The organism is Arthrobacter sp. E3 (assembly GCF_017353415.1).
Lineage (GTDB): Bacteria > Actinomycetota > Actinomycetes > Actinomycetales > Micrococcaceae > Specibacter.
Window position 1 is genome coordinate 16,970 of record NZ_JAFMPX010000010.1, and the last position, 23,598, is coordinate 40,567.

The 23,598-nt window shown below is 61.1% G+C and carries 22 protein-coding genes and 1 tRNA gene; 16 read left to right on the plus strand and 7 right to left on the minus strand.

Going from position 1 to position 23,598, the window contains the following annotated elements:
• Together JMA46_RS06375 and JMA46_RS06380 are read left to right on the plus strand one after the other, a co-directional pair.
• A complete protein-coding gene (locus JMA46_RS06375) occupies positions 1 to 2,109 on the plus strand; it encodes a CocE/NonD family hydrolase (protein ID WP_207344497.1) in 2,109 nt (702 codons plus the stop codon).
• Between the two features lie 152 nt (positions 2,110 to 2,261).
• A complete protein-coding gene (locus JMA46_RS06380) occupies positions 2,262 to 2,834 on the plus strand; it encodes a hypothetical protein (RefSeq protein ID WP_207344498.1) in 573 nt (190 codons plus the stop codon).
• 320 nt (positions 2,835 to 3,154) lie between these two features.
• On the opposite strand, the gene JMA46_RS06385 is transcribed toward JMA46_RS06380, so the two are convergent.
• A complete protein-coding gene (locus JMA46_RS06385) occupies positions 3,155 to 3,787 on the minus strand; it encodes a DUF998 domain-containing protein (protein ID WP_207344499.1) in 633 nt (210 codons plus the stop codon).
• A 94-nt stretch (positions 3,788 to 3,881) separates the two neighbouring features.
• Positions 3,882 to 5,102, minus strand: a complete 1,221-nt coding sequence (locus tag JMA46_RS06390; protein WP_207344500.1) for a multidrug effflux MFS transporter — start codon at positions 5,100 to 5,102, stop codon at positions 3,882 to 3,884.
• Between the two features lie 321 nt (positions 5,103 to 5,423).
• On the opposite strand from JMA46_RS06390, the gene JMA46_RS06395 reads away from it, so the two are divergent.
• From JMA46_RS06395 to JMA46_RS06420, 6 genes are all read left to right on the plus strand, one after another.
• Positions 5,424 to 6,263 carry a phage holin family protein gene (locus tag JMA46_RS06395; protein WP_348770078.1) on the plus strand — a complete coding sequence of 280 codons (840 nt, stop codon included), beginning with the start codon at positions 5,424 to 5,426 and terminating at the stop codon, positions 6,261 to 6,263.
• 91 nt (positions 6,264 to 6,354) lie between these two features.
• Positions 6,355 to 6,975: a CDP-alcohol phosphatidyltransferase family protein gene (locus JMA46_RS06400; RefSeq protein WP_348770079.1), complete on the plus strand. Its 621-nt coding sequence runs from the start codon at positions 6,355 to 6,357 to the stop codon at positions 6,973 to 6,975.
• Complete coding sequence (locus JMA46_RS06405) at positions 6,972 to 7,871, plus strand: DMT family transporter (protein WP_207344502.1); 900 nt, start codon at positions 6,972 to 6,974, stop codon at positions 7,869 to 7,871. The genes JMA46_RS06400 and JMA46_RS06405 overlap by 4 nt, the downstream gene beginning before the upstream one ends.
• A 46-nt stretch (positions 7,872 to 7,917) precedes the next feature.
• Positions 7,918 to 9,123, plus strand: coding sequence for a glycosyltransferase (locus tag JMA46_RS06410; RefSeq protein ID WP_207344503.1), 1,206 nt, complete (start codon positions 7,918 to 7,920; stop codon positions 9,121 to 9,123).
• Between the two features lie 69 nt (positions 9,124 to 9,192).
• A tRNA-Ile gene (locus tag JMA46_RS06415) sits at positions 9,193 to 9,266 on the plus strand.
• Positions 9,267 to 9,582: 316 nt separating this feature from the next.
• On the plus strand, positions 9,583 to 10,773 hold the full coding sequence (locus tag JMA46_RS06420; RefSeq protein WP_207344504.1) for an acyl-CoA dehydrogenase family protein: 1,191 nt from the start codon (positions 9,583 to 9,585) through the stop codon (positions 10,771 to 10,773).
• Positions 10,774 to 10,809: 36 nt separating this feature from the next.
• Here the strand turns inward: JMA46_RS06420 and JMA46_RS06425 are convergent, their stop codons facing one another.
• Positions 10,810 to 11,433 carry a M23 family metallopeptidase gene (locus JMA46_RS06425; protein WP_247647104.1) on the minus strand — a complete coding sequence of 208 codons (624 nt, stop codon included), beginning with the start codon at positions 11,431 to 11,433 and terminating at the stop codon, positions 10,810 to 10,812.
• A 352-nt stretch (positions 11,434 to 11,785) separates the two neighbouring features.
• Here JMA46_RS06425 and rpsB point away from each other — a divergent pair, with 352 nt between their 5' ends.
• The 6 genes from rpsB to JMA46_RS06455 all read left to right on the plus strand — a co-directional run bounded on the left by rpsB (position 11,786) and on the right by JMA46_RS06455 (position 17,273).
• On the plus strand, positions 11,786 to 12,709 hold the full coding sequence (gene rpsB, locus JMA46_RS06430) for a 30S ribosomal protein S2 (RefSeq protein ID WP_207344506.1): 924 nt from the start codon (positions 11,786 to 11,788) through the stop codon (positions 12,707 to 12,709).
• Between the two features lie 109 nt (positions 12,710 to 12,818).
• Positions 12,819 to 13,646: a translation elongation factor Ts gene (gene tsf / locus JMA46_RS06435; protein ID WP_207344508.1), complete on the plus strand. Its 828-nt coding sequence runs from the start codon at positions 12,819 to 12,821 to the stop codon at positions 13,644 to 13,646.
• A 220-nt stretch (positions 13,647 to 13,866) separates the two neighbouring features.
• A complete protein-coding gene (gene pyrH, locus JMA46_RS06440; protein ID WP_207344509.1) occupies positions 13,867 to 14,622 on the plus strand; it encodes a UMP kinase in 756 nt (251 codons plus the stop codon).
• Between the two features lie 130 nt (positions 14,623 to 14,752).
• A complete protein-coding gene (frr, locus tag JMA46_RS06445) occupies positions 14,753 to 15,310 on the plus strand; it encodes a ribosome recycling factor (protein ID WP_207344511.1) in 558 nt (185 codons plus the stop codon).
• A 359-nt stretch (positions 15,311 to 15,669) separates the two neighbouring features.
• Positions 15,670 to 16,593, plus strand: a complete 924-nt coding sequence (locus tag JMA46_RS06450; protein WP_207344570.1) for a phosphatidate cytidylyltransferase — start codon at positions 15,670 to 15,672, stop codon at positions 16,591 to 16,593.
• Between the two features lie 74 nt (positions 16,594 to 16,667).
• A complete protein-coding gene (locus tag JMA46_RS06455; protein WP_207344512.1) occupies positions 16,668 to 17,273 on the plus strand; it encodes a DivIVA domain-containing protein in 606 nt (201 codons plus the stop codon).
• A gap of 64 nt (positions 17,274 to 17,337) precedes the next feature.
• Here the strand turns inward: JMA46_RS06455 and JMA46_RS06460 are convergent, their stop codons facing one another.
• The 4 genes from JMA46_RS06460 to JMA46_RS06475 all read right to left on the minus strand — a co-directional run bounded on the left by JMA46_RS06460 (position 17,338) and on the right by JMA46_RS06475 (position 21,356).
• Entirely contained in the window at positions 17,338 to 18,840 is a 1,503-nt protein-coding gene (locus tag JMA46_RS06460; protein WP_207344513.1) for a cation acetate symporter, read from the minus strand.
• A complete protein-coding gene (locus JMA46_RS06465) occupies positions 18,837 to 19,229 on the minus strand; it encodes a hypothetical protein (RefSeq protein ID WP_210768604.1) in 393 nt (130 codons plus the stop codon). Before JMA46_RS06465 ends, JMA46_RS06460 begins: the two co-directional genes overlap by 4 nt.
• Positions 19,230 to 19,262: 33 nt before the next feature.
• Complete coding sequence (locus JMA46_RS06470; protein WP_207344515.1) at positions 19,263 to 19,988, minus strand: LytTR family DNA-binding domain-containing protein; 726 nt, start codon at positions 19,986 to 19,988, stop codon at positions 19,263 to 19,265.
• Between the two features lie 135 nt (positions 19,989 to 20,123).
• Positions 20,124 to 21,356: a histidine kinase gene (locus JMA46_RS06475; RefSeq protein WP_207344516.1), complete on the minus strand. Its 1,233-nt coding sequence runs from the start codon at positions 21,354 to 21,356 to the stop codon at positions 20,124 to 20,126.
• A 136-nt stretch (positions 21,357 to 21,492) separates the two neighbouring features.
• Between JMA46_RS06475 and JMA46_RS06480 the strand changes: the two genes are divergently transcribed.
• Together JMA46_RS06480 and JMA46_RS06485 are read left to right on the plus strand one after the other, a co-directional pair.
• Positions 21,493 to 21,861 (plus strand): DUF485 domain-containing protein, encoded by a 369-nt coding sequence (locus JMA46_RS06480; RefSeq protein WP_207344572.1) that lies wholly within the window; start codon positions 21,493 to 21,495, stop codon positions 21,859 to 21,861.
• Between the two features lie 51 nt (positions 21,862 to 21,912).
• On the plus strand, positions 21,913 to 23,517 hold the full coding sequence (locus tag JMA46_RS06485) for a cation acetate symporter (protein WP_247647113.1): 1,605 nt from the start codon (positions 21,913 to 21,915) through the stop codon (positions 23,515 to 23,517).
• The last annotated feature ends 81 nt before the right edge of the window (positions 23,518 to 23,598 follow it).

The following is a 23,598-nucleotide window of genomic DNA, read 5'->3' on the forward strand; positions in this document are numbered from 1 at the left end:
ATGAAGTACGTCGAATCACCGCAAGAAATCTTGACCGAGGACGCCTGGATCGAGCTGTCGGACGGGACCCGGCTGCACGCCAGGATCTGGCGTCCTGTGGACTCGGAGTCCACGCCGGTTCCGGGGCTGCTTGAATACCTGCCGTACCGACTCGACGACTGGACTGCTCCACGGGACAACGAGCGCCACCCGTACTACGCCGCCCACGGCTACGCATCGGTGCGTGTGGACATCCGCGGCACTGGAAGCTCGGGTGGTCTGTTCGTCGACGAATACTCCGAGCAGGAGCAGGCTGACGGGCTGGAGGTCATCGCTTGGATCGCCGCCCAGCCGTGGTGCACCGGAAGCCTGGGGATGTTCGGGATATCCTGGGGCGGATTCAATTCACTGCAGATGGCCGGGCACGCCCCTGAGGCGCTGAAGGCCATCGTGACCGTATGCTCCACCGACGACCGGTATGACAACGACGTGCACTACATGGGCGGAGCCATGCTGGGCATCGACATGGCCTCCTGGGGCGGGACAATGTTCGCGTTCAACGCCCGCCCGCCACGGCCAGAGATCGTGGGGGAGGATTGGATCGGCCAATGGCGTGAACGGCTGGAAAAAACCCAGGCGATGACCGGCCAATGGCTGCGGCACCAGGAGCGCGACGACTACTGGCGCCAGGGGAGCGTCTGCGAGGACTATTCCTCTATTAAGGCAGCGGTGCTGGCAGTGGGCGGCTGGCACGATCCCTACCGTGACACGGTGCTGCGACTGCTGGAAAATCTTGATGGCCCGGTGCGCGGGATCATCGGCCCCTGGTCGCACCAATACCCGGACCGCGGATATGCGCCGGGTCCGGGGATCGATTTTTTGGGGCAGACCCTGGCTTGGTGGGACAAATGGCTCAAGGGCAGGAACAACGGTGCCGATCAGGGCCCTGGGCTCCTTGCCTACCTGCCTGAGGGCGACCGGCCGGCAACGTACTACGAAGAGCGCAGGGGCGCATGGCTAGGCCTCGACGGCTGGCCCGCCCATCAAGTCACCGGACAGCAGCAGTCATTGTCGCAGGGCCGCTGCTCGACGCCGGCGTCCAAAGGGTTGGCAACGGTGCGTAGCCCCCAGCAGACCGGGGCCGACGCAGGGCGCTTCTTCCCCTTCGGCAACGCCACCGACCTGCCTCCGGACCAGCGCAGCGAGGACGGGCGCTCCACCTGCATAGATTTCAGGGCCTTGGCCGAAGACACCGGGATCCTGGGCAACGCCAAGGTGCGGTTGCGCTTGTCATCCGATGCACTTGAGGCCAACATCATTGCCAGGCTGTGCGACGTCGCCCCCGATGGTGCATCGACGCTGGTGACCCGCGGGGTGCTGAACCTGAACAAGCGCGAAGGCCGGGAAAAAACTGTCCCTCTGCCCGTGGGCGAATTCGTTGAGGTGGACTTCGCCTTGGTGGCTGTGGGCTATGTTGTGCCCGCCGGGCACACGCTTCGTCTTGCACTTTCATCCAACTACTGGCCGTGGATCTGGCCCTCGGCGGTCGAGGCGACCCTGACCATCGACCTGGCCGCCAGCTCCCTGGAGCTTCCGCTCTTTGGGGACCAGGAGGAGCCCGGTGGCGGACTGCGGGAGGCCATCGAGAAGGCCCGTACCACCGACGGCCTGGTGGTGGGGACAGGGCTTGGAGAGCCCCAGCAGCCCCCGCGGCTACCGGTGGATTACCTCAGCAACGAGGGCGTTCAGGTCGACGAAAAATACATTGCAACCTCCCAACGAAGCGTGCACAATGACATCGAGACCGGTGTGTGGACGCTGGATGTTGATCCGGGTTACGGGGGTTCGCGGAAGTACCCAGATGGTTTGGTCTTCACCGAGTTTAGCCGCGAGACCTATACGATCCGTGAGGGGGACCCGCTCAGCGGACAGGCGCGTTCTGCCTGGTTCATCGAGCTTTCCAACGCCGGATGGTGCGCACGCCTGGAAACCGAGTCGGTGCTCGGCTCCACGGCCGAGGACTACGTGCTGACAAACAGCATCAGTGCCTGGGCCACAGTTGGCGATGGCGACGAGGAATTGGTGACACGGAAGCAGTGGGAGGAAACCATCCCCCGCACCTCGACCTAAACCGTCCAAGACGGGTGAGCCTCCCTTGGGCTACGGGCTATGGGCGGGCTGGGTTGCCACAGTTCCGCCTGCACTGCTGCTCTTTCCACGGTTGCGAAGTCGAGCGTCGGGTAGTCGAGATATCCTCGCTCGTCGCCGCTATAGCAAGTGCTGTGGTCGGAGCTGTTGAGCTGGGCGCCGGGCAGGCAGTGCAGCTGGCGCTTGCGGTGGCCGTGCTGGCGTTGCTCCCGTCTCCCATTCACCGGGTCAGTGGAGTCCTTGCCGTCGTCCTGCTCGTGGTCGGTGCCGCGGCTTTGGGTTTGGTGCAGCTGCGTTCCGTGGCGGGGTCGCGGTGGTGGGCACGTGCGCTGCGTGCGTCCGCAACCGACATCCGCTGCGGGTTGCTCAACCGCCGCACCGCTCCCGGAGTGCTTCTGGCATCCACAGGCGCGGTTTCCGGATACACGGGGCTCTTCCTCATTGCAGCTCGCGCGTCGGGCACGGAGGCCACCACACTCGAGCTCCTGCCGCTGGCAGTGTTCGTGCTGTTGGCCAGATCGGTGCCTGCCAGTATTACCGGGTGGGGCCCGTGGGAAGGCGCAGCGGCCTGGGCCTCCAGTACGGTGGGTCTGGACGCCGCCCGTGCTCCCAGGTTGGTGCACGACGGCGTGTTCCCCTGGAGTGCGGATCGGCCCGCCCAGCTGGTGGAGGCACGCCCCATCGGTGACGCCGTACTTTTGCGTTAGGCGCTTTTGGCCAGGCTCGACGGCGTGCGGCCGGCAGACTGAGATGCACTGTCAAACACGTCGCAGCCGAACGTACAACCCGCTTCTAGACAGTTCAAAATCGCCGTTCAGTACCCACAAAATGACTGCTAACTGCTACCTGAGACAGCCATTACAAAGCAAAGTGAGTGACAAGCGACGAGTTTACAGACGAATATCGTTGCGCCCTATCACCCAACTACGGTGTTTTTGGGGCGTCGTAGGTGGCTCTCGTTATTGGTCGGGGCACGTCTCAGCGAGGCCTGAGGGCGCACGGCTGGCAGCCTGAGTGGGGGGCCTGGTTACCGCCGCCGGTCCAATCCCCTGATGGCAGTGCACACCGCCATTGCCCAGCCAAGAACGCCGGCGAGGCAAACCCGCTCGGCCAGACCCAACAGTTTCGGCGTCAGGACGGTGGTCAACCCCAGGGATGCGAGCCCGAAGGCCGAAATTACCGCGAGGGTGCGTGCTGCTGGGTAGGCCTTCTCCAGTTCCGTACTGCGGTGTATCCACCGGGTCAGCACAAGAATGCCGGCCAGTGCACTGAGGAATCCCGAACCGGCCACGTAGAGATGGACGGTGCCAACCGTCGTCGCCGGTCCCGGACCAACGTCAGTCGGGAAAAAGGCCAGGACTGCCGAGCTAAGTCCCCCTACAGACATTAGAACCGTCCCGGTTCGTCGCAGGCTGGAGGGTAAACCGACCCGATTGATGGCGGCAACAGCGCAGCAGGTAGTGACGGTCCGGCCCAGAAAATTCACGTTCATGATCCATCCGAACGGGCCAACGGCGAGGTTGCTTTCAGCATCGCTGATGACGCTGTAATGCGGTGGGAGGAACTGGAGCGCCACGTCCACGAGGACATAACCGGCGACACCAGCCATGGACGCGGTGGCCAGCCGCCGTCGGGCTTTGTTCGGTGTCAGCAGCATCATAGTTCCAGCTTTCCACAGCACGCCCGTTTTTGTTGAGGCCGCGCCATGGCAAGACGTCACTTCGGATGCTTGCTTCGGTGGCAGTGCGGTGGTGCTAGATGCTGGGCACCGTTCTGGGTCGGACCACGAACCACAGCATAGCCATGGCCAGCAGCGAGCACGTGCCCATGATCAATGCCATGGGAGCAGCCGTGGCCACGCCCACAATGCCCACAACCGGGGTGATCAATCCGGCAAAACCAAAGTTTGTGGCACCCATGAGTGAGGCTGCGGTGCCGGCCTGCTTCCCGTGGCGGGTCAGTGCTTGAACCTGTACTGAAGGGAACATGAAGCCTGTAGCGCAGATGAAGAACCACAGCGGGATGATGACTCCCCACAGGCCAAAGCCCAACTTGTCGAACACCACCATAGCCACGGCGGCGGTTACCTGGGCGACCGTTGCACACGCGATGACCCACTGTGGACCTATGCGGCGCATGAGGCGCGAGGCGGCTTGCACACCGGACACCACGCCAAGGGAATTCACCGCAAACAAATAGCCATATTGCTGCGGAGTGAAGCCAAATGTGTTTTGGAACAAGAACGTGGAAGCTGAGAGATAGGTGAACAGGGCGGCAAAGTTCAGTCCGCCCACCAGGATGGTACCTACGAAGATCCTGTCGCTGAATACGGCCCTGTACCTGTCGGCGGCGCGAACGCCGTCGGACTTCCGCTTCTCAGCAGGCAGGGTCTCAACGATGAACATGAACGTGGCCACAACTACCATCGCACCGTAAATGGCTAGGAACCAGAAGATTCCGGGCCAGTGCATGATGCTCAGCAACTGTGAACCGATCACGGGGGCAAGAATCGGGGCCATGCCATTCACCAGTGCCATGCGAGAGAGCATTTTCACCAGCTGGTAACCGCCAAAGAGGTCCCGGATCATGGCCATGGCCACCACGGCACCGCCAGCGGCACCTATGCCCTGCAGCACGCGGAACATGCCCAGCATGGTGATGTCCGTGGACATGGCGGCCCCAATGGAGGCGGCTACGTGCACGGCAGTGGCAAGGATCAGCGGCATGCGTCGGCCAAATTTGTCGCTGAATGGGCCCACAATCAGCTGCCCGGCGGCGAAACCGATGGTGGTGGCTGTCAGTGTCAGCTGGACGGCGGTGGCGCTGACACCTAGCTCCTTGCCAATGATGGGAAATGCCGGCAGGTACAAATCGATGGTGAAGGGGCCCAGCGCGGTCAACAGGCCCAGCACCAAAACATAGATCAGCTTTTGCCGACGGGATAGGGAATCACCTGGGTGAATGGTGGTGGTCAAAACGAGAATCCTCAAAAATCATGGTGTTCAGAAGTGCTGGGGCAGCGTAAAAATGAAGTGCCCAACGGTTCATGGTATGTGCATTTTGGGCCGCTGATGCGACGAAATGAAAAGAGGTGAGCATGAGCACAAATACGCAACTTCAGGAGAGGTGTTGTCATTTCGCAACCACGCCCGGGAACGGCAGCGCCCACGCCAAGCATGATGGATGGTAATTTTGACTCTACGGCGGTGCCTTGACCAGAAGGAGCCGCAACGATTTTGGGCCTGTGCGCGTGCAATGTAGTACGACGCAGTCCATAGACTACGGAGGCGGACTCAGTGACGATAGTGCAAAAGGACATGCATATCGAGGCAGATGAAAGCTTGAAGGAGCGGGGCTCAGCGCTGGTGGAGACGGCAAAGACTGCCTTCCGCCTTGTGCCGCGCCAGCTGAACGACGAAATTGCGTTGGCCAAGCTGGAACTTGGAGACAAGAAATCCCGGGTCACCGGCGTAGCAGTCTTTGCCGCCCTTGCTTTAGTTTTCGTCTTCCTCCTGGTCATCGCCCTCGTGGTGGCCGCCATTGCGGGGCTGGGAACGGTCCTTCCGTTGTGGCTCTCAGCGTTGATTGTCACCGCCGCGCTCTTGGTGGTGTTGGGCATCTGCGCTCTGATTGCGGTGAAGAAGTTCAAATCCCTGCTTCCGCTGCTGCCCGAACTCGCGTGGCGCGGCATTCGCTACGACTTGGGCGTCGCACAGCACGGCCGCGACTTCGACCCGACAAGTCTTGACCCCGAACCCATGACGCGCGAACAGAAGAAGGCGAAGAAGGCCGAGGAGGAGGAAGCCAAGGCGAAGGCTGCGGCAGAGCGTGCTGCCAAGGACGCCGAAAACGGCCCCACAGCCAACACCACCGAGCTTCTTGCACGCACCAAAGCGCGCCGCGAACACCTGCTCAGACTGCGCGAGGATCTCTTGGTCGAAGCCGATGTGAAGAAGCAGGCGTCTTATCTGGTGGCCTCAGCGAAGAGCAAGGCCAAGGAAACAGTGAATCAAGCCGCTGCCGGCGCCGTGCAGCAGAGCGTGGACACCGTCAAGGAGCGCTGGAAGCCCTTGGCCGTTTTCGCCATAGCAGCCACCGCCTGTGTGGTCTTCCTGCGGAAGTTGATGAAGAAGTAGTCTGCTCTGCCATTCACCGCCATAACCTAGCCGGTCGATGCCACCACAAAGCCGCCGTCACGGGCGCAGCCCGAACCACACATCCAAAGGGGTGAATGAAATCTCCGGCAATTCCAGCGCTTCCGCGGTGGGCTCTGATGCCATCCTGACGGTTCCCAACCTCATCACCGTCGTCAGGTTTCTCGGCACGCCCGTCTTCGTGTGGCTGGTCCTGGCTCGCCAGGAATATGGATGGGGGGTGTTTGTGCTGGCCCTCATGGGCAGCACTGACTGGATCGACGGATTTGTTGCGCGGAAGCTGAACCAGACCTCCAAACTGGGTCGGATCATGGATCCAGTGACTGACAGAGTAGCGCTGGTAGCCGTCATGATCACCATGGTGATTGCCGGGTTCCTGCCACTGTGGCTGCTCCTGCTGCTGTTGATTCCCGACGTCGTCCTTCTGAGCGCCACGCTGTACTTCTTCCGGGGGGACGCGGATCTAAAGGTCACCTTGCTGGGCAAGACGCGGACAGCTGCGTTGATGATCGGTACACCCATGCTGCTCCTGGCAAAGGCGTTGGAGTCGGATTTCACCTTCGTACTCAGTTGGGTATTTTTGGGTTCGGCCATGATCATGCACGTCATTGCGTTTTATCAGTACTTCGTTGCTCTCCTGCACAAACACCGAGAGCTGCATCTGCCAGCTGGCACTGTGCAGGGCCGCCCGTGATGTGGCTTGCCGTAGCGTGTGCGGTGGCTGGAGCATTCTTCCTGGCCTTCGGTGCGCAGCGTCAAGGTAGTGCCGTGCAAAACAACACGGGCGGGCTGGCTCTGGGTGGCTCGGGTTTCTTACGGCTGCTGCGCAACCCCCGGTGGGTGCTGGGGCTCATACTGTTGGGTATTGGCATGGTGTTGAACGTCGTGGCCTTGACGCTGGGGACGCTGACGGTGGTGCAGCCCATCGGCGCCATTGCGCTGGTGATCACCACCATCGTGAATTCCCGCGACCAGGGAATTCGGCTTAACAGGGCAACTGTGGTTTCCATATCTGCTTGTGTTGCGGGCAGTGCGCTGTTCGTGTTGATGGCGGTCAATGTCGTGCGCGAAAACACAACCGTCACCTCCACACAGGAGTTGACGGTTGTGCTGTTGTTGGCCTCGGTGGTGATCGTCTTTGGTGGGGCCTTGGTCATTTTCAAAAAACGACTCAAAGCGTTCTTTTTCATTCTGGGTTCGGGTGTGTTGTTTGGCTTCGTTGCCGTGTTGGCACGCATTATTTCCAAGCAGATATTTGACCCCAATGGGCTCTTTTTCTTGAATGTCCAATGGTATTCGGTCATTGCGATAGCTGTAGCCGGCGGGCTCGGCAGCTGGTTTGTGCAAAGTGCTTATGCCAGCGGACCCCCGGATCTGGTGATTGCCGGGCTGACGGTCATCGATCCGATCGTGGGCATCAGCATCGGCATCGTCATTTTGAGTGAGCTGCGCGACAACGTTCCACCCGTCGTGGCTATTGCCATGGGAGGTGCCGCGATCCTTGCTATCGTTGGGGTTATTGCGCTCTCAAGACACCACCCGGACGTGTTGAAGCGGCGCAAAGCCGCCAAGAAACAGCAGCGACAGTAACGGGCCGTCCCGCGGACCAAACGAATAGCCACCAGGAGTTTTATCCGTGACATCCACCCCGAGTGACCGCGTCGACAAGCCGCTCACCATCTTGATTGCCGCAGACACCTACCCTCCCCACATTAACGGGGCAGCACAGTTCTGCTTCCGTCTGGCAACGGGGATGACGGCCAGGGGACACAATGTTCACGTGATGGCCTGCCGGCCGGACGGCGGCCCCATGTTCACCGAACAACGCCCCGAAGCAACGGTGCATCGCTTGCGGTCACGGCCCGTGCCCACCCACGAGTACTTCAGAATCTGCCTGCCATGGGAGATCAAGAAGGACATTGCCACCCTCTTCGATGAGATTCAGCCTGATGTGGTGCACGTACAGAGCCACTATATGATTGGCGAGCACGTAGTGTATGAGGCTGTCCGCCGCGGGATCCGCGTGGTGGCAACGAACCACTTCATGCCCGAAAACCTGAACCCGTTCCTGCCGTTCCCGCAGTGGTTCAAGAACATTGTTGGCCGCGTCTCTTGGCGCGACATGGGCAAGGTCATGAGCCAGGCCGATGTTGTCACAACACCTACCCCGCTGGCGGCTGAAGCCATGCACCAGCACGCGTTCCTGCGGAAGGTCCTGCCGCTGTCCAACGGCATTGAGGCTGGCAACTACGAACTGGCCGAGGGTGAAACGGTCCCACGCCACGACTACCCGATCGTTGCCTTCGTGGGCCGACTGGCCGAGGAAAAGCACATTGATGTCCTCGTTGACGCCATTGCCAAGACCCCGGCGGACCTTAACCTCCACCTCATCGTGGTGGGCGGTGGCGAGGTCAAGGCGGCGCTCAAGGCACAGGCGGAGAAGCTTGGCTTGGCTGACCGGGTGACGTTCACTGGCCTGATCAGCGACGCCGAACTGCGTGAGGTCTACCTGAAGACGGACCTGTTCGTCATGCCGGGCACCGCCGAGTTGCAGTCACTGGTCACCTTGGAAGCCATGAGTGCCTCCACCCCCGTGGTGCTGGCCGACGCCATGGCTTTGCCCCACCTGGTTAACGACGGCGTCAACGGTTACCTATTCAAGCCGAACGACAGCGACGACCTGGCGCAGAAGATCGCCACGATCATGCGCCTGTCACCGGAGGATCGTGCTGCCATGGGTGCTGCAAGCCACTCCATGGTGGCTAGGCACGGGCTGCAGGCAACTCTTGACACCTTTGAGGACATTTATCGTGGCGGCAGCTACGAGGATCACGCAGTTTAGGCCTTCACCCCTTAGGATTATAGGAGTGCTTTTCCTTGAGCAGCATTTCAGGGCAGGGCACGTTTGCATGGGGCCATAGCTCAGCTGGTTAGAGCGCGGGACTCATAATCCTAAGGTCCTCGGTTCAAGTCCGAGTGGCCCTACGTGCAAATCCCCCGGAACCATCACGGTTCCGGGGGATTCCTGTTTTAACGGCCGTGCCCGGCGTGGGTCGGATCTGCCGAGGCAGAAATGACCTGCGGGGGCTGTTGTGGTGATCGGAGGCTGCTATAGCGGCGTCCGATCACCACAACAGCCCCCGAGAGTGCTGCATACCCTGCAAGTGGCGACCATCGAGATCCGAGGACCACCCGCCTGTTGCGTGGATCACGCGAAGACGGTATGTTACTCATGGGTAACATGTTTGGCGCTGGGCTGAGCTGTTGACTGACCAACAAAGAGTTCGAGCAAAGGAATGCCGTGTCCAAGGCAGCAGTAGATCTAAACAACCTTCCCTACGCCGATGGCGACTTCTACGGATTTGAGCAGATGCTCTCCAGTGAAGAGCGGGAACGCTTGCAAGAACTTCGGGACTTCCTGGGCAAGGAAGTAAAGCCCATTGCCACCAACTGCTGGAACCGCGCGGAATTCCCCATGGAGATCATCCCCAAGCTGGCCGAACTGGACATCATGAGCCCTGTCCACCGGCAGGGCTACTCCAGCTTGTATGCCGGATTGAGCCATGCTGAATTCACCAGGGCAGACGCCTCACTTGCCACGTTCATGGGAGTGCACGACGGCCTGTTCACCGGCTCCATCGAAGCCTTGGCCTCGGAAGAACAGAAGGCTGCATGGCTTCCCGACATTTACGCCATGAAGAAAATCGGCGCCTTTGGCCTGACGGAACCGCTGGGTGGATCCGATGTTGCCGGGGGCACGCGCACCACGGCAGTGCGTGATGGCGACAACTGGATCCTGAACGGTGCCAAGCGCTGGATCGGCAACGCCACGTTCTCCGACTGGGTGGTCATCTACGCCCGCGACGTGGTCGACAACCAGGTCAAGGCCTTCCTCGTTGACACCGCACTGCCCGGCTACAGCGCCAGCAAGATTGAAAACAAGACGGCCCTGCGCACAGTGCAAAACGCCGACATCACGTTGGAGAACGTCGTGGTTCCGCATGAGTTCAAGCTTGCGGGCGGCAACAGCTTCCGCGACGTCAACAAGGTTCTCAAGGTCACTCGTCTGGCCGTCGCGTGGCAGGCCGTGGGCCAGCAAATGGCCGCCTTCGACGTTGCCCGCCGCTACGCCGTGGAGCGCCAGCAATTTGGCCGTCCCATCGCCTCCTTCCAAATGGTGCAGGACCAGTTGGTAAAGATGCTGGGCAACACCGTCGCCTCGACTTCCATGATGGTCCGGCTGTCCCAACTCGAAGACCTAGGCCAGGCAAAGGACGAGCAATCGGCACTGGCCAAGGCCTTCACCACCGCACGCATGCGTGAAACGGTCGCCATGGGCCGGAGCCTCTTCGGCGGCAACGGCATTGTCACCGACTATGAAATGGCCAAAATCTTCGCCGATGCGGAGGCCATCTACTCCTACGAAGGCACCTACGAGATCAACACCCTCGTGACAGGCCGCGCCATCACCGGCATTTCAGCCATCGTCTAGGCGCCCTGCGCAACTTCCCCAGCCTGTTCCCCCGGCTCACTCACGCAGGGGGAGCAGCACCGAGGGGCGCAGGTCCAGAACGAATTGCAGGGGATCCAAATATTCATCTCCACGCCGCACACCCCAATGCAGGCAGCTGGAAACCCCTGAGGCACCGCCGTTGCAATGCGTGATTCCTTCAACAGTACCCAGAACCTGGCTGCGCTTGACGGCGTCGCCAGACTTCAACGTAGAGGTAACAGGCTCAAAACTCAGCCGCAACCCGTCCTGGGTGGCAATGGTCAGCACGAAACGGTCCACCACCTTCCCGACAAACGACACGACCCCGTCAGTCGGTGCAAGTACCGGCGACCCTTGAATGGCGGCCAGATCGACGCCGCGGTGCCCGGACAGCCACGGCTTGGCTGGCGGATCGAAGGTGTGTACCACCTGCGGCTTTCCTGCCAGCGGCCATCCCCAGGCGAGGGAGGCTGGCAGGGGAGCGGCCGACGTCGGACGTGGTCCGGCAAGCGCAGCGGAACGCGACATTGCAGCCCCACCGACATCCGCTGCAACAGACGCTGGCGTGGAAGCAGAGGTGGCAAGCAACATCAGCGCGATGGTCAGAAGGGAACCCGGCAGTCGTGTCCTCTGGACCAGGCGCCAGGAACCAATAGGCATGATCATTCATCCATCGTGCACTCGCCCCGCCAAGCCTGGGTGGCTGGTGAGCCAATGTGTGGGCAAAACAACGGGAAATAGGGGCTGTGGGGGAGTGAATGTTGTCCGCCGCGGTTGCTGTGTTGTAGTAGTATTGATGCAGCAGTGCGCTGATTGTGCATTGACTACGCGCACCCCACCCTGATGAGGTACCGGAAAGTTTTTCGGATCCTGCTGATGGATTGTGCCCATACGGTCCGCCTTGCGGTGGTTGATGGAATGCACGATGGGTGCCAGGAGCGCAGGAACTTACCGGATTTCCGGGCAGAACCAAACGCTAAACAACCGTAAAATTATAAGAAGGAGCGTCGGCATGCCCGTCGTAACAATGCGCCAGCTGCTTGACAGCGGCGTCCACTTTGGACACCAGACCCGTCGTTGGAACCCGAAGATGAAGCGATTCATCCTCACGGAGCGCAACGGCATCTACATCATCGATCTGCAGCAGTCACTGTCTTTCATTGACCGCGCCTACGAGTTCGTGAAGGCCACCGTTGCACACGGCGGCACCGTACTCTTCGTCGGTACCAAGAAGCAGGCTCAGGAAGCAATTGCCGACCAGGCTACCCGCGTGGGCCAGCCCTACGTGAACCAGCGCTGGTTGGGTGGAATGCTCACCAACTTCCAGACGGTTTCCAAGCGCATCTCGCGCATGAAGGAACTCGAAGAGATCGACTTCGACGACGTCGCCGGCTCGGGCCACACCAAGAAGGAGCTCTTGCTCCTCAAGCGTGAACTGACCAAGCTGCAGACCAACCTCGGTGGTATCCGCAACCTGACCAAGGCACCTTCAGTGCTCTGGGTTGTTGACACCCCGAAGGAACACCTCGCCATCGACGAGGCACACAAGCTGAACATCCCGGTTGTTGCCATCCTGGACTCCAACTGCAACCCTGACGAAGTTGACTTCCCGATCCCGGGCAACGACGACGCCATCCGCTCCGTTGCACTGTTGACCCGTGTGATCGCCGACGCCGTTGCTGAAGGCCTCATCGCCCGCAACGCCAAGGCAACCGGCAACGCAGAAGCACCGGCCGAGCCCCTCGCCGAGTGGGAGCGCGAACTCCTTGTTGGACACGACGCTGCCGAGGGCGAAGCAAAGGCAATCTCCGCCGAAGAAGCAGCCGAAGTGCTCTCCGGCACCGAAGCCGAGAATGCTGCTGCGACACTGATTGCAGACTCACCGGCCAAGGAAGCCGCTTCAGTCCTCTCCGAAGAGAAGACCGAAGACAAGTAACTCTCGTAGCCTGCCGGGATGCCAATTGGCGTTCCGGCAGTGCTGTGCCCGCCTAGTGCGGGAAATGAAGCAAGTGGCAACCAAGACAACTAGAAACAGGAGTTTCAATATGGCGAATTACACCGCAGCAGATATCAAGGCTCTGCGCGAGCGCACGGGCGCCGGCATGATGGACGTCAAGAAGGCTCTCGACGAAGCAGACGGCAACGCTGACAAGGCCATGGAGCTCATCCGTATCAAGGGCCTCAAGGGCGCCACCAAGCGCGAAGGCCGCTCCACTGCAGAGGGCCTCGTTGCCGCTGCCGTCGAGGGTGGCGTCGGCGTCATGGTTGAGGTCAATTGTGAAACCGACTTCGTCGCCAAGGCTGCTCCCTTCATCGAATTCGCCAACAAGGTTCTGGCCACGGCCATCTCCTCCGGCGTTTCTGATGTTGAAGGCCTGCTGGCCGTTGACGTGGACGGCAAGCCCATGTCCGAGGTCGTCATCGAAGCTGGCGCACTGCTGGGCGAAAAGGTGGCCGTCCGCCGCATGGCCCGCGTTGAAGGCGCCACGGTTGATGCCTACCTGCACAAGACCTCCAAGGACCTCCCGGCCCAGGTTGGCGTGCTGTTCGCCATCGACGGCGAGAACCAGGAAGTTGCCCACGACGTGGCCGTGCACATTGCTGCCATGTCCCCGTCCGTTATGACACGCGACGAAATCTCCGCTGAGGTCGTTGAAAACGAACGCCGCATCGCTGCCGAAACCGCACAGGCCGAAGGCAAGCCCGAAGCAGCCATGACGAAGATCGTTGAAGGCCGCCTGACCGGATTCTTCAAGGAGTCCGTCTTGGTTGACCAGTCCTTCGCCAAGGACGCCAAGAAGAGCGTCGGCACCGTACTGAGCGAAGCAAGCGTCAAGCCTGTCGCTTTTGCACGCTTCCGCGTTGGAGCATAATTCACGCCAGCTAAGTAGCTTGATGTGACGAAGAAGGGGTGGCCGCACACAGCGGTTGCCCCTTCTTTGCATCCAACGTCGGCTAAGATTTTCGAAGGCACCCTTTCTCCGCACACGGCGAGAGATCCAGTGCAACACCCCATCGCCCCAGCACAGCAGCTCGCTGGCGCACAGTGAAGCAACAAAAGAAGCAACAAAACCGGCACCCACGGAAGGCACCATGACCACGAATATTTCGCAGACCGCGCCCAGCACCCCGGCACCCAAGGCTGGCAAACGCCGTCGTGTGTTGTTGAAGCTCTCAGGGGAAGTCTTTGGCAACGGCAAGTTGGGCGTTGATCCGGACACCATTCGCGGCATCGCACAGCAGATCGCCAGCACGGTTGACACTGTGGAGGTCGCCATTGTGGTGGGCGGCGGCAACTTCTTCCGCGGAGCCGAACTCTCCGCTGAGGGCATGGACCGTTCCCGCGCCGACTACATGGGCATGCTGGGCACCGTCATGAACTGCCTGGCCCTGCAGGACTTCCTGGAACAGGCTGGTGTGGATACCCGCGTGCAGAGCGCCATCACCATGGGACAGGTCGCCGAAGCGTACATTCCGCGCCGCGCCATCCGCCACCTGGAAAAGAGCCGCGTGGTCATCTTCGGTGCCGGTGCCGGTCTGCCCTACTTCTCCACCGACACGGTCGCAGCCCAGCGCGCGCTGGAGGTTCATGCCGACATCGTCCTCATGGCCAAGAATGGCGTTGACGGGGTCTACACGGCAGATCCGAAGAAGGACCCCACCGCCGTCAAATTGGACCACCTCAGCTACGACGAAGCCATGGCCCGGGACATCCGCGTCATGGACCAAACGGCGTTCAGCCTGTGCAAGGACAACAACGTCACCATGTTGGTGTTCGGAATGGAAGGTGAGGGCAACGTGGCCCGCGCCATCCTCGGCGAGGAACTGGGAACGTTGGTCACCCCCTAGCCGTGCCGAACGGCTGTTTGAACGCGTGGCTGGCCCCGGCATCGGTGCAGCTCACGGTAGGATGGTTTCAGAATTGCCGTGGGCACATGCCGCGGAAAAGTTGTGTAGTCACTTATTGAGGGAGAGACGCGTGATCGAAGATACTTTGCTCGAGGCCGAAGAGAAGATGGACAAGGCCGTTGAGGTTGCCAAAGAGGAATTCTCCGCGGTTCGGACAGGGCGCGCCAACCCGGCCATGTTCCACAAGGTCATGGTTGAGTATTACGGCTCACCCACCCCGTTGCAGCAGCTTGCCTCCTTCGCCGTCCCCGAAGCCCGCACGCTGCTCATCACACCGTTCGACAAGACGGCGTTGCATGACATTGAGCGTGCCCTGAGCTCCTCGGAAGTGGGTGCCAACCCGTCCAACGACGGCAACATCATCCGCATCATGATGCCCGAGCTGACCCAGGAACGCCGCAAGGAGTACGTCAAGATTGTGCGGACAAAGGGTGAAGACGCCAAGATTTCGGTGCGCAACATCCGCCGCAAGGCCAAGGAGCAGCTGGACAAGCTGGTCAAGGACGGCGACGCCGGTGAAGATGACGGCGCCCGTGCTGAAAAGGAACTCGATGGGCTGACCAAGGCCCACACGGAGAATATCGATGAGCTGCTGAAGCGCAAGGAAGTCGAGCTTCTAGAGGTCTAATGACGGACCCCAAGAGTGTGCCGGCAGGTTCCGCTGGGGAGCCTGCCGCGCCAAATTCAGAAGCCGGGTTGGTGCCAGCTCCGGCTAACTACCAATTTTCTTCACGGAAGGACCGCCGTCATGCGGAGATGACGGGAATGATTCCCATGATCGTGCCCAAAAAAACTTCCGCGCAGGAGGCACCTTCCAAGGATAAGTACGACGGCGAACCCGCTTCCGCCGCTACCCCCACCGGCACTGTGGCAGGGGATGCGGCGGCGAAAGAGCCGGCTGCGGTGGAATCTGCACCGGCCGGCGTCGACAGTGCTGAACAAGCTGCACCGCTACCGGTCTCCGCAGCTCAGGCAAACGGCATTCCGATGATCCCCGTGTCCCAAGGACCCTTCGGCGTGCTGCCCGAGGCCGCCACCAAGGTGAAACCACCGCGGACCCCCAAAGCCGGGCGCGATCTGCCTGCAGCCATCACCGTGGGCGTCATTCTTCTGGCCCTTGTGGTCGGTTCCCTCCTGTTCTACCCGGTCGGGTTCGTTGTACTTGCAACAGCATTTTCCTGTGTTGGTGTTTGGGAAGTCACCCGGGCCATCGCCGGCAGGGGCATCAAAGCTCCGCTGACCCCCGTTATGGTAGGTGCCCTGGCCATGCCGGCTTCGGCATATTTCGCCGGTGCGGAGGGGCTGCTCTTCGCCCTCGCCGCCAGCGCGGGTGCAACACTTTTGTGGCGTTCGCTGGACTCCGCACCTGGGGCTTTGAAGAGCATCTCCGCAGGTGTTTTCTCGCTGCTGTGGATACCCTTCCTTCTCAGCTTCGTATTCTTGATGCTGCGCGCCGAAAGCGGACCCACCACTGAGTTGACCATGAACCTGGGTGACATCAACGCGGGCATCGTACAAGTGATCATCATGCTGCTGCTGGTGGTTGCGAACGACACGTTCGGCTACCTTGTGGGCGTTCTTTTTGGAAAGCACCCCATGGCCCCGAAGATCAGCCCCAAGAAGTCCTGGGAAGGCTTTGCCGGTTCCTTGGGTGGAGCGACGCTGGTGGCCATTCCGGCCACGGTATTCCTGCTCGACCAGCAGTGGTGGGTCGGTTTGGTCCTGGCCGTGGGCATGGTGTGTGCCGGCACCAGTGGTGACTTTGCCGAGTCAATGATCAAGCGTGAACTAGGCGTAAAGGACATGAGCAACATCCTTCCCGGCCATGGCGGCGTCATGGACAGGCTGGATTCGATCCTATTTGCAGCTCCTGTGGCTTACGCCATCTTTACCGTATTGGGCCAGTTCTAGGGGCCGAGGCCACGGTGCCAAGGCCATAGGGCCGGCCCCCCATTGTTGCGTTTCACAAGATAATAGTTCAAGGAATGACAGTGACAGCGGAAAAGACAACCCAGATCAACTCCAAGTTGAAGCTGGTGGGCCCGAACGATGTTGGCTACAACGTCAAGCAAGTGGACGTGTTTTTGGAGCGTGCCCGAGCCTATTTCCAGAACACTGACACGCTCGGAACTGCCGTCACCAGCCGAGACGTGCGCACGGCCGCCTTTGACCCCGCACGCGGAGGTTACAGTCCGCAGGCGGTTGACGCCGCCATGGACCGGATCGAAGACGAGTACGTGCTTCGTGAAAAAGAACTGCTCATCGCGACAAAGGGTGAACAGGCGTGGATGATGAAGATCGGTAAGTCAGTCACTGTGCTGCGCGCTCGTCTCCACCGTCCCGACGGGGATCGCTTCCGGCGCCCCAGGAGGAGGAATGCCGCAAGCTATAACTTCAACGACGTTGACGTGCTTTGCCGCGAACTGCTGACCTACATCGAAGCCAACGGTGAACTCAGCGTCGACGTAGTGCGTCGGGCGGTGTTTGCTCGTGAAAAGGGCGCCGACGGCTACGAAGAAAGCCAAGTGGACGCATTCTTGGACAGTGTTGTGGAACTGATGGCGACCAACGACTCGATGACACCCCGCTGACTAACGTCTACTTTCCAGCCGGACGATCAGTTAGCAGACCATGCAGCCAGCAGGCCAAGCAACGTCAGTTGGGCTGGGTTCGCGGGTTATCCACGGCCAAAGGTCTTTCCGGTACGTGCAACTTGGTCATGAAACGTGACACGGAAGAACTGCGCCGCTGTGCAGTTGCCTTGGACACCAGGATCGTGACAAAGAACGCTGCGGGTACGGTCCATGCCGCGGGCTGCGTCAGTAGATCGCGCCACACGGAATCGGCTGCCGTTTGGGCGCCGAGCATGATGGCTGACCCGCACAGAATGCCACCGGCCAACATGCCGGCTACGGCTCCGGCGTCGGTGAGCCCTCGCCACCAGATCCCCAGCAGCAGTAGGGGGCAGATGGTGGAGGCCGTGAAGGCAAAGACGAGGCCCACACTGCCAGCCAGCGCCAGTGAATCCGTCACCATGGCCACGCCGAAAGGAACAACGGCGGCGAAGACGGCCGCGATTCTAAACCCGCGCACACTTCCACCTAGCACGTCCTGGCTGATGACACCTGCCAGCGAAACCACAAGTCCTGACGTTGTGGACAAGAAGGCGGCGAAAGCGCCCGCGACCACCAGGGCTGAGAGGATCTCCCCGCCCAGCCCGCCAATCAGCGTTCCGGGCAGCAGCAATACTGTGGCATCCGGGTAGCCGTTGGCGGCTAGGTCAGGCAGAAATACCCTGCCCAACACGCCGTAGATGGTGGGGAATAGGTAGAAGATGGTCAGTAGCCCCAGCACGATCAGGGTCGTGCGGCGGGCGGCCGCGCCGTCGGGGTTGGTATAGAAACGCACCAAAACGTGCGGCAGGCCCAAGGTTCCAAACAGCAGGGCCACCATGAGTGACAGAGTGCTGTAGGTGGAATCACCGGACAACGGCATTGAAGGCGGGAACAACTCGGTGCCAGCCGGAATGGCGGCACCGGAACCGGTGGTGCCGGAGAGCATGAGCAGGATGAAGATGGCGGGCACGGCCAGGGCCGTCAGCTTGAGCCAGTACTGGAAGGCCTGCACGAACGTGATGGAGCGCATGCCGCCTGTCACCACCGTCAGGCAGACCACGACGACGACGGAACCTGCCCCCACCCATGATGGCAGCCCCGTGGTGGTGCGAATGGTCAATGCGGCACCGTGCAATTGCGGCACAATGTAGAACCAGCCAACCACCACCACCAGCACGCTGGTGACGTAGCGGGCCGTGGCGGATTCGAGCCTGGCCTCGGCAAAGTCGGGGATGGTGTATGCGCCCGATCGGCGCAGGGGGGCGGCGACAAAGAACAGCAGCATCAGGTAGCCGGCCGTGTAGCCGATGGGGAACCAGAGGGCATCGAGCCCGGAGATGGCGATGAGTCCGGCGATGCCCAAAAAACTTGCTGCTGACAGGTACTCACCTCCAATAGCAGAGGCATTCCACCACGGTTTTACAGTGCGTGAGGCCACGTAGAAGTCGCTCGTGGTGCGGGAGACCCGCAGCCCGTAAAAGCCGATGATGGTAGTGATCGCTGAAACCAGGATCAACGCCGTGTAGCCGATTCCCGGGTTCACTTCTCATCCACCAGATCGCGGTACTGATTCTCATTCTTCGTTGCTGCGCGCACATAAAGCCATGCACAAGCTCCAATGACGGGGTAGATGCCCACGCCCAGCAGCAGCCACGGCGCGGGGACGCCAAGAATCCGCCAGTCAGCGAATGTGGGAACCAAGTGCACAAGTGCCCAGCAGAGCAGCAGTGCGGCAATAAAGCCTGCCGTCACCACCAAAGCAAGGCGCAGCTGTGAACGGATGAGGGAGCGGACCATCACTTCCCCGACGGCGGATTGCTCGGCAACTTCCTGGGAGACGCTGGTGCGGTACGGAATGTGCGTGGCTTGGGCTCGCGGTGCCGCAACCCTGACGCGGCCTTCAGCCGGCGGGCGGCTCGGTCCAATGCTCATCTGCGTCCAATGTTCATGGGGTGTGTCCTGTCATCATGAGCTTGGACGCACCCGGGTGGCCTGCAAATGTTCGCGCAGCACTGGGACGTGGCGTCGGCTGACAGGGAGCACGGCCTTGCCCACTGACACTGTGGGTTTGGCGGCGCTGAGTTTCAAGGCCGTGACAAAATGCATGCAGACGAGGTAGGAACGGTGGATGCGCAGGAAGCCTGAATCGGCCCAGCGCTGTTCCAGCTCAGCCAAGGGGATGCGGATCAGGTAGCTGGCTTCAGCGGTGTGAAGCCTGGCGTAGTCGCCCTGGGCCTGCACAAACTTCACCTCGTCGAGGCGGATGATCCGGCTGACGCCGCCTTGATCAACAGTGATCATTTCAACTTCTTCGGCCGGGACAGGGTGTGCCACCAGCTCTACTATCCTGTCCACTGTGCGGGTGAGCCGTTCAGTGCGCAACGGTTTGAGTAGGTAGTCCACGGCTGCCAGTTCGAACGCCTCCAGAGCGCGGTCGTCGTCGGCCGTGACGAACACCACCACGGGCGGATTGGCGGCCTGGCCGATGACTGCTGCCAATTCCAGACCGGACAAGCCGGGCATGTGGATGTCAAGAAAAACTGCTTCAACGGTGTGTACGGCCAGGAGCTCAAGGGCTTGGGCGCCGCTCATGGCCCGGTGGACGGTGCCGATGCGCGTGTCGCGGCCGAGCAGGAAGGCGAGTTCTTCCACGGCAGGCAGCTCGTCATCGGCGACAAGGACGTTGATCATGGGCTAAGCCTAGCGGCCGAGGGGCCCCAAACGGGGGCCCACGCCCGCGAGGGGCCCGCCGCGAGCTTGCGAGCGGTGGGAGCGGGTGGGGAAAAGCGAGGCGTGGGGAGGGTGGGAGGCGCTAACTGGCGGGCGCTAGGCGTCGTGGCCGGGCTGGTTTTTCGGCACTGTCATGGTGATCAGCATCCCGTGCCCCACTCCGGTATCAATGGTCAGCCCATGGTCGTCGCCATAGACCTGGCGCAGACGGGCATCGACGTTGCGCAGGCCAACGTGCGTCCCGTCCTGCCGGCCCGCCAAAACCTGCCGCAGTTGCTCCGGATCCATGCCCACGCCGTCGTCCTCGATGGTGACCTCGGTATGAGCGCCAAGGTCTCTGGCAGAAATTTGTACGAGGCCGCTGCCCACTTTCGCCTCAATTCCATGCCTGACGGCGTTTTCCACCAGCGGCTGCAGGCTCAGGAACGGGATGACGGTGCTCAGGACCTCGGGGGCAATCTGCAAGCTGACTTGGAGGCGGTCGCCAAAGCGCGCACTTTCCAGCAGCAGGTAGCGGTCGATGCAGCGCAATTCCTCGGCGAGGGTGGTGAAGTCCCCGTGGCGGCGGAAGGAATAGCGCGTAAAGTCGGCGAACTCCACCACCAGATCCCTGGCCCGCTGCGGATCTGTGTTGATGAAGGAGGCAATCGCGTTGAGCGAGTTGTAGATGAAATGCGGACTGATTTGGGCGCGCAGGGCACGCACTTCGGCCTCCGCCAGCAGTGTGCGCGAGGAGCTCAGCTCGGCCAGTTCCAACTGCGCCGACACCCACGCCGCTACCTCGTTGGTGGCGCGAACCAGGCCAGCGGTGGGCGTCTTCGAGAGAATGACAACACACCCCACGGCCCGCGAATCCACCTTCAGCGGACAAATGACGGCAGCCTTCAGCTCGCCGTCCGGAGGTAGTCCCAGTGATGCGCGCAGCGCGGGCTCAAGCGTGGCAACTTGGGTCCGTCCGTTGCTGAGTGCCTTCGCCACAAGGCCCATGACGACGGCGGATTCGGGTTGCTTGGCCGCGGCGCCTGAGCCATCCCAGGCCAAGAGACGGGAGTCGTCGGTCATGGCGAACGCCGCACAATTGAGCAGGGATCGGAGCTGTTTGCTGGCTTTGAGCGCCCCGGCCGGTTCCAGCCCGTTGCGCAGTTGGCGACCTGCCGCCGCGGCTGAGTGAAGCGCCGCAAACGTTGCGTGCTCGGCTTCGGTGCCCAGCTCCCGGTAGGACCGTGAGAGCCGGAATCCGACGACGGCCACAATGGCGATGGCGCCGATAACAACGGCCACTGCCGTGATCAACAGGAGTGTGGAATCGCTCGGCACTGAGGGGGGCATGCTGTCAAGAATAGCCGGGGAAGGGGGTCATTCGGCGCAGCAGCCATGCCGTTCACCGCGGCACCGCCCGAATTGGTCGAAAACGTGACTCACAACACTTCATAGTGAAAGAGATCACATCTCTCAAGGAGGAATGATGGGTAATTCAACCCACGCAAGCGCAGCGGGTCCCGTCGATTTTGTCGCCGAACAAAACTCGGAAGAGTTTCAGAAGCTTCGCAAGTCACACCGGAACTTCGTCTTTCCCGTAGCCATCGGCTTTCTCGTTTGGTACTTCGCCTACGTTCTCTTGGCGGCGTACGCACACGACTTCATGTCCATCAAGGTCTGGGGCAACTTCAACGTTGGCCTGATTCTGGGGCTGTTGCAATTTGTCACCACTTTTGGCATTACCACTTGGTATGTCACCTACGCCAACCGCAAGCTCGATCCCCAGGCAGCCGTGATTCGCGAACGTCTGGAAAAGCAGATCGATTCAGCAAACAAGACCAAGGAAGAGGTTTAACCCGTGAGCCTATCCGCTGCCGTCCTCACCGTTGCACCCCTCGCGAAGTCGCTGGGTGAGCAGACCAAGGAAAACTCGTGGATCAACATCGCGATCTTCCTGGCGTTCGTTGCAGTCACCATGATTGTGGTGTTCCGCGCAAGCCGCAACAATAATACCGCCGCCGACTACTATGCGGCAGGCCGGTCCTTCTCTGGCGGTCAGAACGGAACGGCCATCGCCGGCGACTACCTGTCGGCCGCATCGTTCCTGGGCATCACCGGCGCCATCGCCGTCAATGGTTATGACGGCTTTCTGTACTCCATCGGCTTCCTTGTGGCCTGGCTTGTGGCCCTGCTGCTCGTTGCCGAATTGCTGCGCAACACAGGCAAGTTCACGATGGCGGACGTGTTGTCTTTCCGCCTCAAGCAGCGCCCCGTGCGCATTGCCGCGGCAACCACCACGCTCGTGGTCTGCTTCTTCTACCTGCTGGCCCAGATGGCTGGCGCCGGTGGCTTGGTTTCTCTGCTCCTGGGCCTCGACAACACCAACAAGGTGGGGCAGAACATTGTCATCGCCGTTGTTGGCGTGCTCATGATTGTCTACGTATTAATCGGTGGCATGAAGGGCACCACCTGGGTACAAATCATCAAGGCGTTCCTGCTCATCATCGGTGCTGCGATCATGACCATCATCGTGCTGGCCATGCACGGCTTCAACCTTTCCACTCTCATGGACGCGGCAGTGAACACGTCCATCCTTGAAGGCGGAGCGGGTGAAGCGCTGCTGAACCCGGGTGCCGCGTACGGCAAGGCCCCGCTGGACTTCGTGTCCTTGGCCCTCGCACTGGTCCTGGGCACCGCGGCACTGCCGCACGTGCTGATGCGCTTCTACACCGTCCCGACAGCCAAGGAAGCACGCAAGTCCGTGGTCTGGGCCATCTGGCTCATCGGCGGCTTCTACATCTTCACTCTCGTCCTTGGCTACGGTGCCGGTGCCCTGATTGGCAAGGAAGCCATCCTTGCAGCCCCAGGCGGCGTCAATGCAGCTGCCCCGCTCCTGGCCTTCGTGATTGGCGGTCCGGTCCTGTTGGGGTTCATCTCCGCTGTCGCGTTCGCCACGATCTTGGCTGTGGTGGCCGGGCTGACCATTACCGCGGCAGCCTCGTTTGCCCACGACATCTACTCCAACGTCATCGTCAAGGGTGATCCCAAGCCGGAGATGGAAGTCAAGGTGGCCCGCCGCACGGTGATCGTCATCGGCGTCGTTGCCATTGGCGGCGGCATCTTGGCCAACGGCCAAAACATCGCGTTCCTGGTGGCCTTGGCCTTCGCCATCGCCGCCTCGGCGAACCTTCCCACCATTGTGTTCTCGCTGTTCTGGAAGAAGTTCACCACTCAGGGCGCACTGTGGAGCATGTACGGCGGTTTGGGGGCAGCCATTGTGCTCATCACCTTCTCCCCGATGGTGTCCGGCGGACCCACGTCTATGATCCCCGGTGCGGACTTCTCTTGGTTCCCGCTGGCCAACCCCGGCATCATCTCCATCCCGCTGGCGTTCTTCCTCGGCTGGTTGGGCACCGTGCTGGACAAGGGCACCGAGGATCCGCGCATCCAGGCCGAGATGGAAGTACGCTCGCTCACTGGTGTTGGAGCCGAGAAGGCCGTGGACCACTAGTCCCCACGCCCTTCCAACAATGCGAAAGGCCCCGTCCGGCGTCGAAATTTCGACGCCGGACGGGGCCTTTCGCGTTTTCCT